This is a genomic window from Pseudomonas sp. ML2-2023-3, from assembly GCF_037055275.1.
Classification (GTDB): domain Bacteria; phylum Pseudomonadota; class Gammaproteobacteria; order Pseudomonadales; family Pseudomonadaceae; genus Aquipseudomonas.
This window is the reverse complement of the sequence record NZ_CP146343.1, coordinates 4,462,420-4,475,889: the sequence shown is the minus strand read 5'-3', so window position 1 is coordinate 4,475,889 and position 13,470 is coordinate 4,462,420. Positions and strand designations below refer to the sequence as shown.

At 57.7% G+C, this 13,470-nt stretch carries 12 protein-coding genes and 2 pseudogenes; 6 read left to right on the top strand and 8 right to left on the bottom strand.

Features of this window, described 5'->3' with window-relative positions; genetic code table 11:
* Positions 1-47 precede the first annotated feature (47 nt).
* Both phnX and V6P94_RS20620 read right to left on the bottom strand, forming a co-directional pair.
* On the bottom strand, positions 48-875 hold the full coding sequence (gene phnX / locus V6P94_RS20625) for a phosphonoacetaldehyde hydrolase (protein ID WP_338648580.1): 828 nt from the start codon (positions 873-875) through the stop codon (positions 48-50).
* A 71-nt stretch (positions 876-946) separates the two neighbouring features.
* Positions 947-2,056 carry a 2-aminoethylphosphonate--pyruvate transaminase gene (locus V6P94_RS20620; protein ID WP_338648578.1) on the bottom strand — a complete coding sequence of 370 codons (1,110 nt, stop codon included), beginning with the start codon at positions 2,054-2,056 and terminating at the stop codon, positions 947-949.
* Between the two features lie 113 nt (positions 2,057-2,169).
* Here V6P94_RS20620 and V6P94_RS20615 point away from each other — a divergent pair, with 113 nt between their 5' ends.
* Positions 2,170-3,030: a LysR substrate-binding domain-containing protein gene (locus V6P94_RS20615; protein ID WP_133077936.1), complete on the top strand. Its 861-nt coding sequence runs from the start codon at positions 2,170-2,172 to the stop codon at positions 3,028-3,030.
* 107 nt (positions 3,031-3,137) lie between these two features.
* On the top strand, positions 3,138-3,842 hold the full coding sequence (locus V6P94_RS20610) for a YebC/PmpR family DNA-binding transcriptional regulator (protein WP_219262088.1): 705 nt from the start codon (positions 3,138-3,140) through the stop codon (positions 3,840-3,842).
* 111 nt (positions 3,843-3,953) lie between these two features.
* Here V6P94_RS20610 and V6P94_RS20605 read toward each other — a convergent pair whose 3' ends face one another.
* Positions 3,954-5,264, bottom strand: coding sequence for a protein kinase (locus tag V6P94_RS20605; protein WP_338648576.1), 1,311 nt, complete (start codon positions 5,262-5,264; stop codon positions 3,954-3,956).
* Positions 5,265-5,423: 159 nt separating this feature from the next.
* Between V6P94_RS20605 and V6P94_RS20600 the strand changes: the two are divergent.
* Together V6P94_RS20600 and V6P94_RS20595 are read left to right on the top strand one after the other, a co-directional pair.
* Positions 5,424-5,594 (top strand): annotated as a pseudogene (locus V6P94_RS20600) (spore coat protein U domain-containing protein); the annotation flags it as partial.
* A gap of 143 nt (positions 5,595-5,737) precedes the next feature.
* Positions 5,738-6,055: pseudogene (locus V6P94_RS20595) on the top strand (spore coat protein U domain-containing protein); the annotation flags it as partial.
* On the opposite strand, the gene V6P94_RS20590 reads toward V6P94_RS20595, so the two are convergent.
* Both V6P94_RS20590 and V6P94_RS20585 read right to left on the bottom strand, forming a co-directional pair.
* The gene (locus V6P94_RS20590; RefSeq protein ID WP_338648574.1) at positions 6,052-7,203 is read right to left on the bottom strand and encodes a M14-type cytosolic carboxypeptidase; all 1,152 of its coding nucleotides are present in this window, start codon (positions 7,201-7,203) and stop codon (positions 6,052-6,054) included. The pseudogene V6P94_RS20595 and the gene V6P94_RS20590 overlap by 4 nt on opposite strands.
* Positions 7,204-7,734: 531 nt before the next feature.
* Complete coding sequence (locus tag V6P94_RS20585; protein ID WP_133077932.1) at positions 7,735-8,208, bottom strand: Lrp/AsnC family transcriptional regulator; 474 nt, start codon at positions 8,206-8,208, stop codon at positions 7,735-7,737.
* Between the two features lie 183 nt (positions 8,209-8,391).
* On the opposite strand from V6P94_RS20585, the gene V6P94_RS20580 reads away from it, so the two are divergent.
* Positions 8,392-9,444 carry a Glu/Leu/Phe/Val dehydrogenase dimerization domain-containing protein gene (locus tag V6P94_RS20580; protein ID WP_133077931.1) on the top strand — a complete coding sequence of 351 codons (1,053 nt, stop codon included), beginning with the start codon at positions 8,392-8,394 and terminating at the stop codon, positions 9,442-9,444.
* A 48-nt stretch (positions 9,445-9,492) separates the two neighbouring features.
* Here the strand turns inward: V6P94_RS20580 and V6P94_RS20575 are convergent, their stop codons facing one another.
* Positions 9,493-9,840: a DUF6124 family protein gene (locus tag V6P94_RS20575; protein ID WP_133077930.1), complete on the bottom strand. Its 348-nt coding sequence runs from the start codon at positions 9,838-9,840 to the stop codon at positions 9,493-9,495.
* Positions 9,841-9,969: 129 nt separating this feature from the next.
* Between V6P94_RS20575 and V6P94_RS20570 the strand changes: the two genes are divergently transcribed.
* Positions 9,970-10,632, top strand: a complete 663-nt coding sequence (locus V6P94_RS20570; protein ID WP_133077929.1) for a LexA family transcriptional regulator — start codon at positions 9,970-9,972, stop codon at positions 10,630-10,632.
* A gap of 57 nt (positions 10,633-10,689) precedes the next feature.
* On the opposite strand, the gene V6P94_RS20565 is transcribed toward V6P94_RS20570, so the two are convergent.
* Both V6P94_RS20565 and V6P94_RS20560 read right to left on the bottom strand, forming a co-directional pair.
* Positions 10,690-12,627, bottom strand: a complete 1,938-nt coding sequence (locus V6P94_RS20565; RefSeq protein WP_338648569.1) for an acetyl/propionyl/methylcrotonyl-CoA carboxylase subunit alpha — start codon at positions 12,625-12,627, stop codon at positions 10,690-10,692.
* The gene (locus V6P94_RS20560; RefSeq protein WP_133077927.1) at positions 12,624-13,442 is read right to left on the bottom strand and encodes a gamma-carboxygeranoyl-CoA hydratase; all 819 of its coding nucleotides are present in this window, start codon (positions 13,440-13,442) and stop codon (positions 12,624-12,626) included. Before V6P94_RS20560 ends, V6P94_RS20565 begins: the two co-directional genes overlap by 4 nt.
* Positions 13,443-13,470 lie beyond the last annotated feature (28 nt).

The following is a 13,470-nucleotide window of genomic DNA, read 5'->3' as shown; positions in this document are numbered from 1 at the left end:
AAAACGCGGCAGGCCTGACTCAGGGCTGCCGCGTTTTTTTATTTCACTCAGCTGCTTTGTGGCATTTCGCCATTGGCCAGACGCTGGTTGATGTCTGCAATGACGTGCGGCAGGTCACTGATGGTGTCGATCAGGTAGTGGGGGCGCGAGCCCGCGAACAGGGCGTGGATGCGGGAGCGCTCACTGTCCAGCGTGGCGGCATCCAGCGCCTTGTACTGCTCGTAGGTCAGGCCCAGGGCGTTTCCGGAACACACCAGTGCGACCGTCCACATGCCTGCACGGCGACCTTCAAGGATGCCCGGCACGGTGTCGTCGATTTTTACGCAGGCGCCCACATCATCAATGCCCAGCGCGATCACGTTGGCCAGTGCCTGAGCAGGCCAGGGGCGGCCATTTGGCACTTCGTCAGTGGCCACTACGTGATCGGCGACGTAGCCATTGGTGGCAGCCAGTTCAACGACTTTGGTCATTACTTGCGCCGGGTAGCCCGAGCATGAACCGATCTTGATCCCCTCATCACGCAGATTGGCGATGGTTTCCAGTGCGCCGGGAATCAGCGCCGAGTGTTCGGCAATTTTTGCGATCTGCAGTGGCATGAAGCGTTGGTAGATCGCGGTCACGTCTTCGTCAGTTGGCGCGCGGCCAAATACTTTTTTGTAGCGCTCGGTGATCTGTGGCTGGTCGCACAGGGTACGAATATGATCCCACTTGCCCATGCCCATCGGGCCGCGTGCTTCTTCGATAGAGACCTGTACGTCGAACTCGGCAAAGGCTTCGACGAAAATTTGCGTAGGGGCGAATGAGCCAAAATCGACCACCGTGCCTGCCCAGTCGAGAATGGCGGCTTGCAGCTTGCTTGGGTTGGTGTAGTTCATGTCAGTCAATCCTGTAAGAGCGGGCAGGGCCGCACGAAGTAATTTGGGTTGTTCTAGCCTGTCCCACACCATCAAATGTCGAAGACTTCCATCTCATGTAGCACTTGGCCTATGGCATTCACCGCAGCCTGGATCTCGGCCTGATTGACGTGGCCTATGCAGCCCACACGGAAGGTTTCGACCTGGGTCAATTTGCCCGGGTACAAGATGAAGCCCTTGGCTTTCACGCGTTCGTAGAACTCCTTGAACTGGTAGCGCGGATCTTTGGGCGCATGGAAGGTGACGATAACCGGAGCCTGAATGGCCTCGGGCAGGAAGCTGCGAATACCCAGGGCGGCCATGCCGTCGAGTAGCGTCTGGCAGTTGTTGGCATAACGCTGGTGGCGTGCTGGTAAACCGCCTTCTTCGTTGTACTGCAGCAGGGCTTCGTGCAAGGCCGCGACCACGTGTGTGGGTGGAGTGAAGCGCCATTGGCCTGTTTTGGTCATATAGGCGTGCTGATCAAACAAGTCCATCGCCAGTGAGTGACTGTTGCCCGATGCGTTCTGCAGCGCCTCTTTGCGGGCGAAGACAAACCCCATGCCCGGTACCCCCTCCAGGCATTTGCCGGACGCTGCGATCAGCGCGTCGAAAGGGACTTGCTGTGCATCGATGGGCAGGGCGCCGAAAGAACTCATGGCGTCGATGATCAGACGTTTACCTTGTTGAGCAATGACCGCTGCAATTTCGGGCAGCGGATTAAGAATCCCGGTACTGGTTTCGCAGTGAATCAGGGCCACATGGGTGATGCTCGGGTCGGCACGCAGAAGGCGGTCTACGTCGGCAGCGGTGGTGGGCTGGTCTTCAGCCGTTTCAAAGGTGCTGAAACGACGCCCCAGCACTTCGCAGATCCTGGCCAGTCGCTTGCCGTAGGCGCCGTTGATCAGTACGAGCACATTGCCATCTCGTGGCACAAGGGTACCGATGGCGGCCTCGACGGCGAAGGTGCCGCTGCCTTGCAGAGGCACACAGTGATGGCTGATCCCGCCGTTGATAATGGCCAGCAGTTGCTCGCAGAGGCTGGCAGTCAGCTGGTTGAAACTGTCATCCCAGGAACCCCAGTCGACCATCATCGCCCGGCGGGTTCGCGCCGACGTCGTCAGTGGGCCAGGGGTCAGCAGGATCGGCGCGGCAGTACTCATTCTGAAATTCTCGCAAGCATTGGATGGCTACTGGTTACAGGGCATAAATTGCAGTTTGAGTTGATATCAATCAAATTGTTTGTTGTTATGCCAGCCATCAGTGAGGGTTATGCATGAATTTATTTCAGCTTCGTGCCTTTGACGCGGTGGCCCGAGAAGGCAGTTTTACCCGGGCTGCGGCCCGACTTTTTATCAGCCAGCCAGCCGTTACGGGGCACATCAAGGCGCTTGAGGAGCACTACCAGATCACCTTGCTGCGACGTACGGCCAGGCGTGTGGAGCTGACTGAAGAAGGCACCAGGCTGGCGGCCATCACGCGAGCCATGTTTGGTTTGGTGGATGAGGCACAGGTCATGCTGGAGGCCAATCGCCAACTGCTCACCGGGCGGCTTGAGGTAGCGGCCGACGGCCCGCATCTGGTGATGCCGATGCTGGCTGGCCTGCGGGCGCGTTATCCGGGAATAACCGTGAACTTGCGTTTGGGCAATGCCCAGGAAACCTTGGCGGCGTTGTTGTCGGAACATGTCGATGTAGCCGTGCTGACGGAAGTAGAACCGCGCAAAGGCCTGACCTTGCGTCCGTTGGATGAGTCGCGGATATGCGCCTTGGTGCCGGCCAATCACCCATGGCAGGCTTTGCCGGATGGCATCGCTATTTCACAATTGGACCAGGTGATCATGGTGTTGCGTGAACCGACGTCGATTACCCGTCGCACCTTTGACAGCGCCTGTGCTCAGGCCGGGGTCACCCCGCGGGTGTTGCTGGAGCTGGACAGTCGTGAAGCCGTTACCGAGGCCGTGGCAGCACAGCTCGGTGTGGGCATTGTGTCGTCGGTAGAAGTCAGCCATGACCCTCGAGTGTGTGCGGTGCCGATCAACGGTGCGGGGCTCGTCAACCTGCATATGCTGGGTTGCATGGAACGGCGCGCCGAGTTGCGGCTGATCAAGGCGTTTATGGAGCTGGGCAAGGCTTAAGCAGGCAGCGATTGGATTTTTTGGTCGATTGCCGACTTGCGGGCGTATAAACTTGCGCCCATTCGACGGCCGATATGCCGCGACACACCCGATTGAGAGAGTGAGTAATGGGCGCACAGTGGAAGGTTAAACATAAAGCGGACGCCGCCAACAGCCGTGGCAAGATTTTTGGCAAGTTGGCCAAGGAACTGACGGTTGCTGCGCGCAACGGCGCCGATCCGGACATGAACTCGCACTTGCGTCTGGTTTATGAACAGGCCAAGAAAGCCTCGATGCCAGCTGACACCATCAAGCGCGCGATCAATAAAGGTGCCGGTATCGGTACTGAAGCCGTGCAATACCATCGTGTCACCTATGAAGGTTTTGCACCTCACCAGGTACCGCTGATCATTGAGTGCCTGACGGACAACATCAACCGTACCGTGGCTGAAATCCGTGTTGCCTTCCGCAAGGGGCAGCTGGGTGCTTCGGGTTCGGTGGCGTGGGACTTCAACCACGTTGGCATGATCGAAGCCAAGCCTGATACCCCGGACGCAGATCCTGAAATGGCCGCAATCGAAGCGGGCGCTCAGGACTTCGAAGAAGGTGAAGAAGAAGGCACTACCTTGTTCATCACTGAACCGACTGACCTGGACACCGTACAAAAAGCACTGCCTGAGCAGGGCTTCACCGTGTTGTCGGCCAAGTTGGGCTACCAGCCGAAAAACCCGGTCAGTGGTCTGACTGACGAGCAAATGGCTGAAGTCCAGGAGTTCCTGGCCAAGCTGGAAGAGCAGGACGACGTGCAGGACATGTTTGTGGCGTTGGCCTGAGTCTGAAGCAACGCTCTTCTGTAGTCGCTGAGGAGCGTAGCGAGGCTGCGATGGGTTGAACCTCTTTCAGCCCTTATCGCAGCCTCGTTCCTCGTCAGCGGCTACAGGTTTTCATGCCAGTTCCTGACTGATTTGAACAAACCCCGGCCGTGCCAACACGTCAGGCTGGATGCAACGCTGTTGCAGGCCTTGCAGGTCACTGCGCTGCTGATCGCTCAGGCCCGAGTCGATACGCTCCAGCAATTCCCCCAATAAAATCCCGAATGCTCGCACTTCAATGCGTTGCAGCGCACGGCTGTGCGGACTGTCGTCAATGGCGTAGAAGCACGCGGCGCCAAAATCCCCCAGCAGGCATTCGCCTTGGGCATTGAACAGAATATTGTGCCCGTACAAATCGCCATGACAGATGCCCTGCGCGTGCAAATGGCCTGCCGCCGAGGCTATGCCGCGAGCGATGCGCAAGGCACTTTCGCCGGTAAACCGGGTGCTGTTGGCATACACGTCGCGGCTACAGGTATCAAAACTGGGCAGGGCCGCAAGGTTGATGAATGACGGGTCGATCAGCTCCATGACCAGACCGGCCTGGTTGTCAGGATGCCCCGCCACACGGCCCAATACCTTGATCAGGTTGGGGTGTTGCCCCGCAGCGATGCAGGCATTCATTTCATTGAGGGGCGAGCCGTCGCTGGTGATGCTGCCCTTGTACAGCTTGACGGCAACTGACTGGTCCGCCTGACCGGGGGCAGTCCACCGGGCTTGATAAATGATCCCTGAAGCGCCTTCGCCCAACTTGTGCTCAAGCTCAAGGTGCGACCAATCAATATCCGGCGTGTGGTCAGGCGGGCGATGAGCGCTGGCATCTTCACGCAACGGATTGCCAGCGTAGGCCAGCCAGCTCAGGCTCGGCAGTGCCAGCAGCCTGTCGGGCAGCTCGCTGAATTGGTTGGCAGCCAAGCGGATCAATTCCAGGCGCTCACAACTGGCCAGGCTGCCGGGCAGCTGCTGCAGGCGATTACCGGCCAGCATCAGCTTTTGCAGCAGGGGTCGCTGGCCCAGTTCTTCGGGTAATTGTTCGATGCAGTTGTCGGTCAGGATCAGCCAGCGCAGCAAAGGCGGCAGCGCGGTGCCGGGTACGCTTTCGATGCGGTTGGCCTTGAAGCCAATCATGCTCAACTGTGCGCACTGCCCCAGGCATGCTGGCAGCTCGGTGAACTGATTGTCCGAGCAAAACAGGATGCGCAAATGGCTCAGGCGATGCAGGTCGTCGGGCAAGCTGCTCAGGGCGTTACCGCTGAGGTTGAGAATTTCCAGGGAGTCGGCAAGCTGGAAAATTTCGTCCGGGAACTCGGTAAGTCCGCACGACAGATCAAGACGTTTGAGGCCCGCCAATTGGCCGGCGCGCAGTTTAGCGAGGGTATCCATAAGCAGGGTCGGTTACTCGTGGGTGGCGCAAAAAGTGTCGCGCATAATAACGACTATTCGACCTGTGGCCGAGTATTTGCACCCGTTGGCGTAAGCTAAAAGTTGTACTTAACATAACTTTGCTTAATTTCTTACGTAGCTGGACGGGCCGTCGTCTCCCTTGAGTGCAACCCTGACACCACCTATCAAATTCAGATCGATGGCGGCCAGCATGGTGACACCGCTGATGTTCGCTATTTGGCCCTGGGGCCGGGTAGCCCTCCCATCCCTTTTCGACTCTTTCGTGACCCGGCCCGTCAAATACCGTTGCCGGCCAATGCGCCTGTCAGCAACGTTGCCAGTCAGCACGAGCATCGTGGCGGGCTGCCTGGTAAACAGGGCCGGAGGGCTTTATGGCAGCCTGAATTTCGGGACGAATTCGGCGTTGTCCACCGCAGCAGTGACTGTGGCGCTGGCGGGTGGGGTGACGCTGCAATGCATGCATCAGCGCACCTTCGATCAGTTTTGGCAGCGCACCCGCACCGGTGGTCAGCGCGTTTTCAACGGCCAGCCAGACCATCAGTGTCAACTGCACCAAGGGCAGTGCCTACCCGGTAGGGTTGGGCGATGGCGCACGCCCCGTCAGTGTGGGCGCCGCTCGACGGGCGAGTTCGTCGGCCGAGTTTTTTCCCGGTAACGGGTTGGGCAATGGCAGTCAGATTTTCAACTACAACGCCAAAATCTACACCGACCAGACCACGCCGCCAGCGGGTACCTATACCGACAACGTGGTGCTGGATGTGGGCTTTTAACGCAGTTCCCTGACCATGGCCGACAGGGTGGTCAGCACGTCCTTGGCCAACTGCTTCGAGCGTTTTCCATCCCAGCCGGTTTGCGGGTTCGGCGCATCGTTGTTGTCCTTGAACGGCATTTCCAGCGTCAGCGACAGGCAGTCGAAGCGCTGGCCGACGCTGTTGCAGGCCAGGGTCATGTTGGCTTGGCCCGGCTCGTCGCGGGTGTAGCCATGGGCAGTCTGAAAGTCTTTGGTCAGGCCGCTGAGGTGGCTGCGAAAACGTTCCTCCAGGGTCGCCAGGCGAGGGGTGTAGCCAGGATTGCCTTCACAGCCCGCCGTGAACACATAGGGGATTTCTTCGTCGCCGTGGATATCCAGGAACAGATCGACACCGTAGTGGGTCATTTGCTCCAGGGCGAAGAACACTTCAGGGCTGACCTGGGGGCTGGTGTTTTGCCAGGCGCGGTTCAAGTCCTGGCCATTGGCATTGGTGCGCAAGTGCCCGTGAAACGCGCCGTCCGGGTTCATGTTCGGGATCAGGTACAGGTCGGCAAAGTCCAGCAGCTTGCGCATTTGGGGATCGCTGCCCTGTTCCAGGCGTTCGAAAATGCCTTCCATAAACCATTCGGCCATGTGTTCGCCCGGGTGCTGCTGGGCGATGATCCAGATCTTGCGTTTGTGGCTGGCGCCGTTGCCTTTGCGCAACAACTGGATATCCCGCCCCTCGGCACTTTTACCGGTGGCCAGCAACTGGCAGCCTGACCACTGCAGGGCGTTCTTGATCAACTGATCGTGGCGTTCGCGGCTGTAAGGTTCGAAGTAGGCGAACCAGGCCTGAGGCTGCTCGGCGGCAAGGCGAACGTTCAACGAGGTACCGTCGAAATCGCTCGGTACGCGGAACCAGTTTTCATGGTCGTACGAAGCCACCGCCTGATAACCATCCCACGCTTTGTTATAGGAAGACTGGCCGGCGTTGCTTAATTGGAAATGGTGCGTGTGTCCCGGTGTCAGGCCATCGGCCTTGAAGTGGAACCACTGAAAATGCGGGCTTTTGGTATCTGGTTTGATGGCCAGTTTTACCTGCAGCGGATTACTGGCATCCAGCACCTGGACATTGCCGCTGTCGAAGTCACTGCTGATATGAAGTGAAGAGGGCGCCACAGTCATCGTCAAAATCCCGAAATCTGATAGTTGTGGGCGTTACTGTACAGTGCAATGGCATTAGGCCAATACGGAATTTTGGACAATAAGATGGAGGGAAAAACGAAGGGGGCGTCGTCCTTGACGCTGCGCAAGTGTAGGGTTTTTGCGAGTGATTCTCAAGTGCTAGATTGCCATTACGGCCATAGTCCAGGACTTCAGGCTTCCGTTTCCCGATGTTCTTTTGCTATCATCGTCGGCATCGTAGCGGTCACCGAAAAAAACCGGCCGCACACAAGACTTCATTAGCCTGAAGCACGCAGAGCCAGATAACTGGCCGCAAAAAAAAAGACCCGGCTAGAAGCCGGGTCAAATAACCGTGATTAGCCTGATGAGGAGGTAATTCAAAAGACCGACCTAAGGTCCCTTGAATTATCGACTGATCTCGCGACCAGCTGCATGCAATAGTAATCATTATCATTTGCAAAGCAAGTTTTTTCCCACGCTTTTTGGAAATTAAATTTCCACTCCTCACCCCAAGGCTCTATTACGCGGCCTTTATCCCGATGCCAGCAGCAACTCCGTGGTGCGTTTGACTTCGCTCATGGCGATATTCGAGTGGGCTTCCTGAACGTGCGGCTTCTGCAACAAGTGATCGCGTAGAAAGCGTTCATAACTGTCGATGTCATGGGTCACCACCTTCAGCAGGTAGTCCATATCGCCCGCCATCGTGTAGCACTCGATCACTTCGGGGTAATCGGTGATCGCTTCTTCAAACTCGGTCAGATGGCGCCGCCCGTGGCCTGATAACCGCACATTGACGAACACCACCACATTGAGCCCGAGCTTTTTCGGATTGAGCAGGGCGACCTTGCGCTCGATGACGCCTTCTTCTTGCAATCGATGGATGCGGCGCCAACAGGGCGATTGCGACAACTCCACGTGCTCTGCCACTTCGGCGGCAGACAGGTCGGCATTGTGTTGCAGCAGGCGAAGAATCTTGCGGTCAATAGCGCTTAATTTAATCTGCATGAACTGATCTGTTTTCTTATTTTTTTTGAATGATGCATGCAGATTAGCAGAACAATTCCTACAAAATAGAAAGAAAATTCCTAGGTAAAACCTTCACTCTTTTGCTTCGCACCCTGCTTCGGGTCAGATACTGACTTATCGGTCTGACTCGCTTCCCGGGCTAAAAACAAGAGAGAGAACGCAATGCCGATTTTTACTCATCCCGAATTCGATCACCACGAACACGTCCAGTTTTGCCATGACAAAGCCACGGGTCTCAAAGCCATTATTGCGGTGCACAACACGCGTCTTGGCCCGGCTCTCGGGGGCTGCCGCATGTGGCCCTATGCCGATGAAGAGCAAGCCTTGAACGATGTGCTGCGCCTGTCCCGTGGCATGACTTACAAGTCGGCGCTGGCCGGTTTGCCGTTGGGCGGTGGCAAGGCGGTGATTATTGGCGATCCGCGCAAGGACAAGAGCGAAGCGCTGTTCCAGGCGATGGGTGGCTTTGTCGAGAGCCTGGGTGGGCGTTACATCACGGCTGCGGATTCCGGCACCGGCGTCACTGAAATGGCTCTCATGGGCCAGCGCACCCGTCATGTGGTGGGGGCTGGTACGCGTGAGCAACTGGGCGGCGGCACCCGCAGTGGTGATCCGTCTCCGGCAACGGCGCTTGGGGTGTTTATCGGTCTGCGCGAAGCGGTCTTGCAGCGCCTGGGTCGTAGTGACCTGGCGGGGCTGCGGGTGGCCATTCAGGGCCTTGGTCAGGTGGGTTTCAACCTCGCCAGACAATTGAAAGAGGCGGGCGCTGAGCTGTGGGTCCACGATATCCAGGAGGCCAACGTGCGTCGCGCAATCGACGAACTGGGGGCTCATCCAGTGAGTGCCCAAGACATCTACGGGCTTGACGTCGATGTATTTTCGCCTTGCGCGATGGGGGCAATCATCAACGATGACACCTTGCAGTTACTGCGTGCGCCAGTGATTGCAGGTGCTGCCAATAATCAGTTGGCCAAAACCTCCCATGCTGATGAACTGTGGCGACGGGGTTGCCTGCATGCACCGGATTACGCGATCAACGCGGGCGGCATTATTGACGTGTCCTACGAGTACAACGGTGGCACGCCCGAACAAGTTCGTCAGCACGTTGAAGGTATTGGAGAGACTTTGCGTCAGATCTTTCTAAGGGCCAAAGCTCAGGATAAAAACACCACGCGCATCGCCGATAGCCTTGCTCAAGAACGTCTTAACGCTTGATGAGAGGGGCGCGGGTGTCCTGATCGGCCACCGGCGCCTTTTCTGGCATCAATGGGCAGACAGCGGCTGTACATCAATGGCTCTGTCCACCAGTTGCTTGGATGACTCCATGAAGAACGCGAGGCTCAGCAGCAAGTCCCGTTGAGGGCCATGCAGATGCTCGGCCGCACCATGAGCGCTGGCAATTCCACATCGCAGATAATCTGATGCATGGAGCAAGGCTTCTTCCTGACTGACGTCACTGCTCACCTGGAACACTTTTTTTTCCATCGTGTGCTGGGAAACAGATGGTTTCAAATAATAGTCGAGCGCACGTTGTGTCGCGACGGTGTCCTTAAGGGAATCAAGCTCAGAATCGGACTCGTTTTTCTGCGGGCTTTTTGTAAGTGAAGTCATGATTTACCTGCGTTTCAGGAGTTAATCGAATCAGCCAGGCAAGATTAGTACAGTGAGTATTAATTGATTAAAAATAAATAATACAATGTGTGTATTGTTGCGTCGAAATCAATCCGTATTGTTCGGCAGATGGATAAATGGATCGCTTTAGTCAGAACCAAATTGCGCGAGCTCAAACTCACGCAAGAGAAACTAGCCGAACGCGTCGGGGCTTCCCAGGGCGGAGTCGGCCATTGGCTCAATAAACGCCGTCAACCCGACTTGCCGACGATGAACAACGTGCTGCATGCCCTCGGGCTTGAGCACCTTGAAGTCGCTCTGGTGATTCGCGAGCGTAGCCACGCAGGCGACACGCCTGGCGCTGACGAATACACCTATGAGATCACCTCGGCATTCCGTTATCCGGTGAGAGACTGGATTACGGCAGGTCAGGTTAGCGAAAAGGTGCTGCCGGGCTATCCTGTCCCGCCCGGTACGATATTCGAGGTCAGTGATCATTACGCCAAAGGGGCTGCGTTTTGGTTACAGGTGACGGGGGATGCCATGACCGCACCGGTGGGGGTCAGCATCGCGCAAGGGATGATGATTCTGGTCGATCCGGATATTGAGGCCACGCCAGGCAAAATGGTGATTGCCCTTACCCCTGAGTCAGAGGCGACGACATTTCGGCAGTTGATCGAAGAGAGCGGTCAACGTTACCTGAAGCCACTTAACCCGACTTATCCTAAAACCCTGTTTGATCAAAACTGCCGGATTATCGGGGTAGTGGTTCAGGCGACAGTCAAGTTCTAGAGGCGCATTTCAAATGCCCCGGCAAAGGCGGATACCGATTGCGGTATCCGCCTTTTTTCATTCCAGTTCGACCAGTGCAGAGCCTTCACTGACCATCTCGCCTTCCTGGAAGAACAAGGCTTTCACTACGCCCCCATGGGGCGCCCGCAGGCTGTGTTCCATCTTCATGGCTTCAAGAACCACCAATTGAGCGCCTTCTTCAACAGTTTGTCCGACTTCAACCAGCACCCGCACAACGCTGCCATTCATGGGCGCTGTCAGGCCGCCCTGGGCGGTATGACTGGCGTCCACGGCACTGATCGGATCGTGCAGGCGCACGCAGTGCAGCTCACCGTCCCAGCGCAAGTACAGCGCATCCGCCCGGCGAATGGCCAAGTGCTGGCGCCGTACCCCGTCCTGTTCGATGACGAGCTGTTCATTGCGCCAAATGGCTGAACTGCCACTCAGGTGGATGACCTGTTGCTCGCCATTGCAGGCCAATGCCAGCAAGGTTCGGGTAGGCAGACCGCTACGAAAACCGTTGTTTGCCGACCAGGGTGACGCCGGATCGTCGTCGCGCACGCGTGGGGCCTGACTTTGATCGAATGCTTCGGCGGCCGCAGACCAGAATGTTGCAGGCAGGGGCTCCACGGCAGGCAGCAATTGTGCCTCGTAGCGCGGGATAAACCCGGTATCGAGTTCGGCTGCTGCGAAGGCGGGATGACCAATGATACGGCGCAAAAAGCTCAGGTTGGTTTTCAGGCCGCCGATGGCAAATTCATCGAGCATCGCCAGCAAACGCAAGCGAGCCTGCTCCCGGTCTTCTCCCCAGGCAATCAGCTTGCCCAGCATCGGATCGTAAAACGGTGAGATCTCGTCACCCTCACTGACGCCACTGTCCACGCGCCTGCCCGGACCTGCAGCGGACTCGCGATACACCTCAAGGCGTCCGGTTTGCGGGAGAAAATCATTGCCCGGGTCTTCAGCGTACAGGCGCACTTCGATGGCGTGGCCGTGTAATGGCACTTGTGCCTGGGTCATGGGCAAGGCTTCACCCCGTGCCACGCGGATTTGCCAGGCGACAAGATCCAGCCCGGTGATGGCTTCTGTGACCGGGTGCTCAACCTGCAAGCGCGTGTTCATCTCCATAAAGAAGAACTCGCCTCGCGCATCCAGTAAAAACTCTACGGTCCCTGCACCTACATAACCGATGACCTGAGCCGCCCGCACGGCAGACTCGCCCATGGCCTGACGTTGTTCAACGCTCAGGCCGGGTGCTGGCGCTTCCTCCACGACCTTCTGGTGGCGACGCTGGATCGAGCAGTCACGTTCATTGAGGTACAGGCAGTTACCGTGTTGGTCGGCAAAAATCTGGATTTCCACATGACGTGGTTTGAGCACGTACTTTTCAACCAGCATCCGCCCATCGCCAAACGATGACAGGGCTTCACGCTGGGCCGAAGCCAGTGCCTCAGCCAGCTGACTGACCTCTTCGACGACTTTCATGCCTTTGCCACCACCGCCCGCCGTGGCTTTGAGCAGCACCGGATAACCGATGCGCTCGGCGGCCAGGCGAAAGGTCTCCAGGTCCTGGTCTTCGCCGTGATAGCCCGGCACCAAAGGTACACCCGCCACTTCCATCAAGGCCTTGGCCGCGGACTTGCTGCCCATTGCATCAATGGCGCTGGCGGGCGGTCCGAGAAAAATCAGCCCTGCGGCTTCGATGGCGCGGGCAAAGCCTGCGTTCTCCGACAGAAAACCGTAGCCGGGATGAATGGCCTGAGCACCGCTGGCCTTCGCTGCTGCGATGATCTTATCGATTTTCAGGTAGCTGTCGGCGGCCTTGCTGCCTCCCAGGTCCACACAGATATCAGCTTCACGGCAATGCCGTGCATCGCGGTCGGTCGAGCTGTGAACGGCGACGGTTGTGAGACCCAGGGCTTTGGCGGTACGCATGACCCGACAGGCAATTTCGCCACGGTTGGCGACCAGCACAGAGGTTAGACCGGCAGTCATGGGCGCGACTCCTGGGTCGATGGATCGGCTTGCCAGCTGGGAGCGCGTTTTTGCAGAAAGGCACGCAAGCCTTCCTGACCTTCAGGGCTGACACGAATCCTTGCAATGGCGTTTTCGCAATAGCGGCGAATGGCCAGAGTCGGTGCACCATGACTGACTTCCCGCAGCAGGTCTTTGCACGAACGCATCGCGTGCGGACTGTTGAGCAGCAGGTTTTCGGTCCAGTGGTCGATTTGCTGCTCAAGCTCGGCGATGGGGTAGCATTCTGACAGCAAGCCCAGCTCGCGGGCACGTTGGCCGCTGAAGCGCTCAGCGGTCAGGGCGTAGCGCCGCGCCGCACGCTCACCGATGGCTTGCACCACGAAGGGACTGATCACGGCAGGTGCCAGGCCGATGCGCACTTCAGACAGGCAGAACTGCGCGTCATCCGCGCCGATGGCCATGTCGCAGGCACTGATCAGGCCCAGCGCACCGCCGTAGGCTGCACCTTGCACAACGGCCAGGGTTGGCATTTTCAGCTTGGCCAGGTTGTACATCAATTCAGCCAGATGGCGGGCGTCGTCGAGATTGGTGTGGTAGTCGAGTTCGGCCGATTGCTGCATCCAGGCCAGATCGGCACCGGCGCTGAAATGTTTCCCGCGCCCGCGCAGCACCAAAAAGCGCAGGGCAGGATCAGACTGCACAGCGTCCAGAGCAAGAATCAGCTCGCGGATCATCTCGGCGTTGAAAGCGTTGTTCTTCTGCTCGCGGCTCAACCACAGGGTGGCGAAACCCCGGGGATCGGTGTGCAGTTCGAGGGTGTTGAAATCAATCATGTCCGTCAGTCCTTAATGGCTGTGGGAG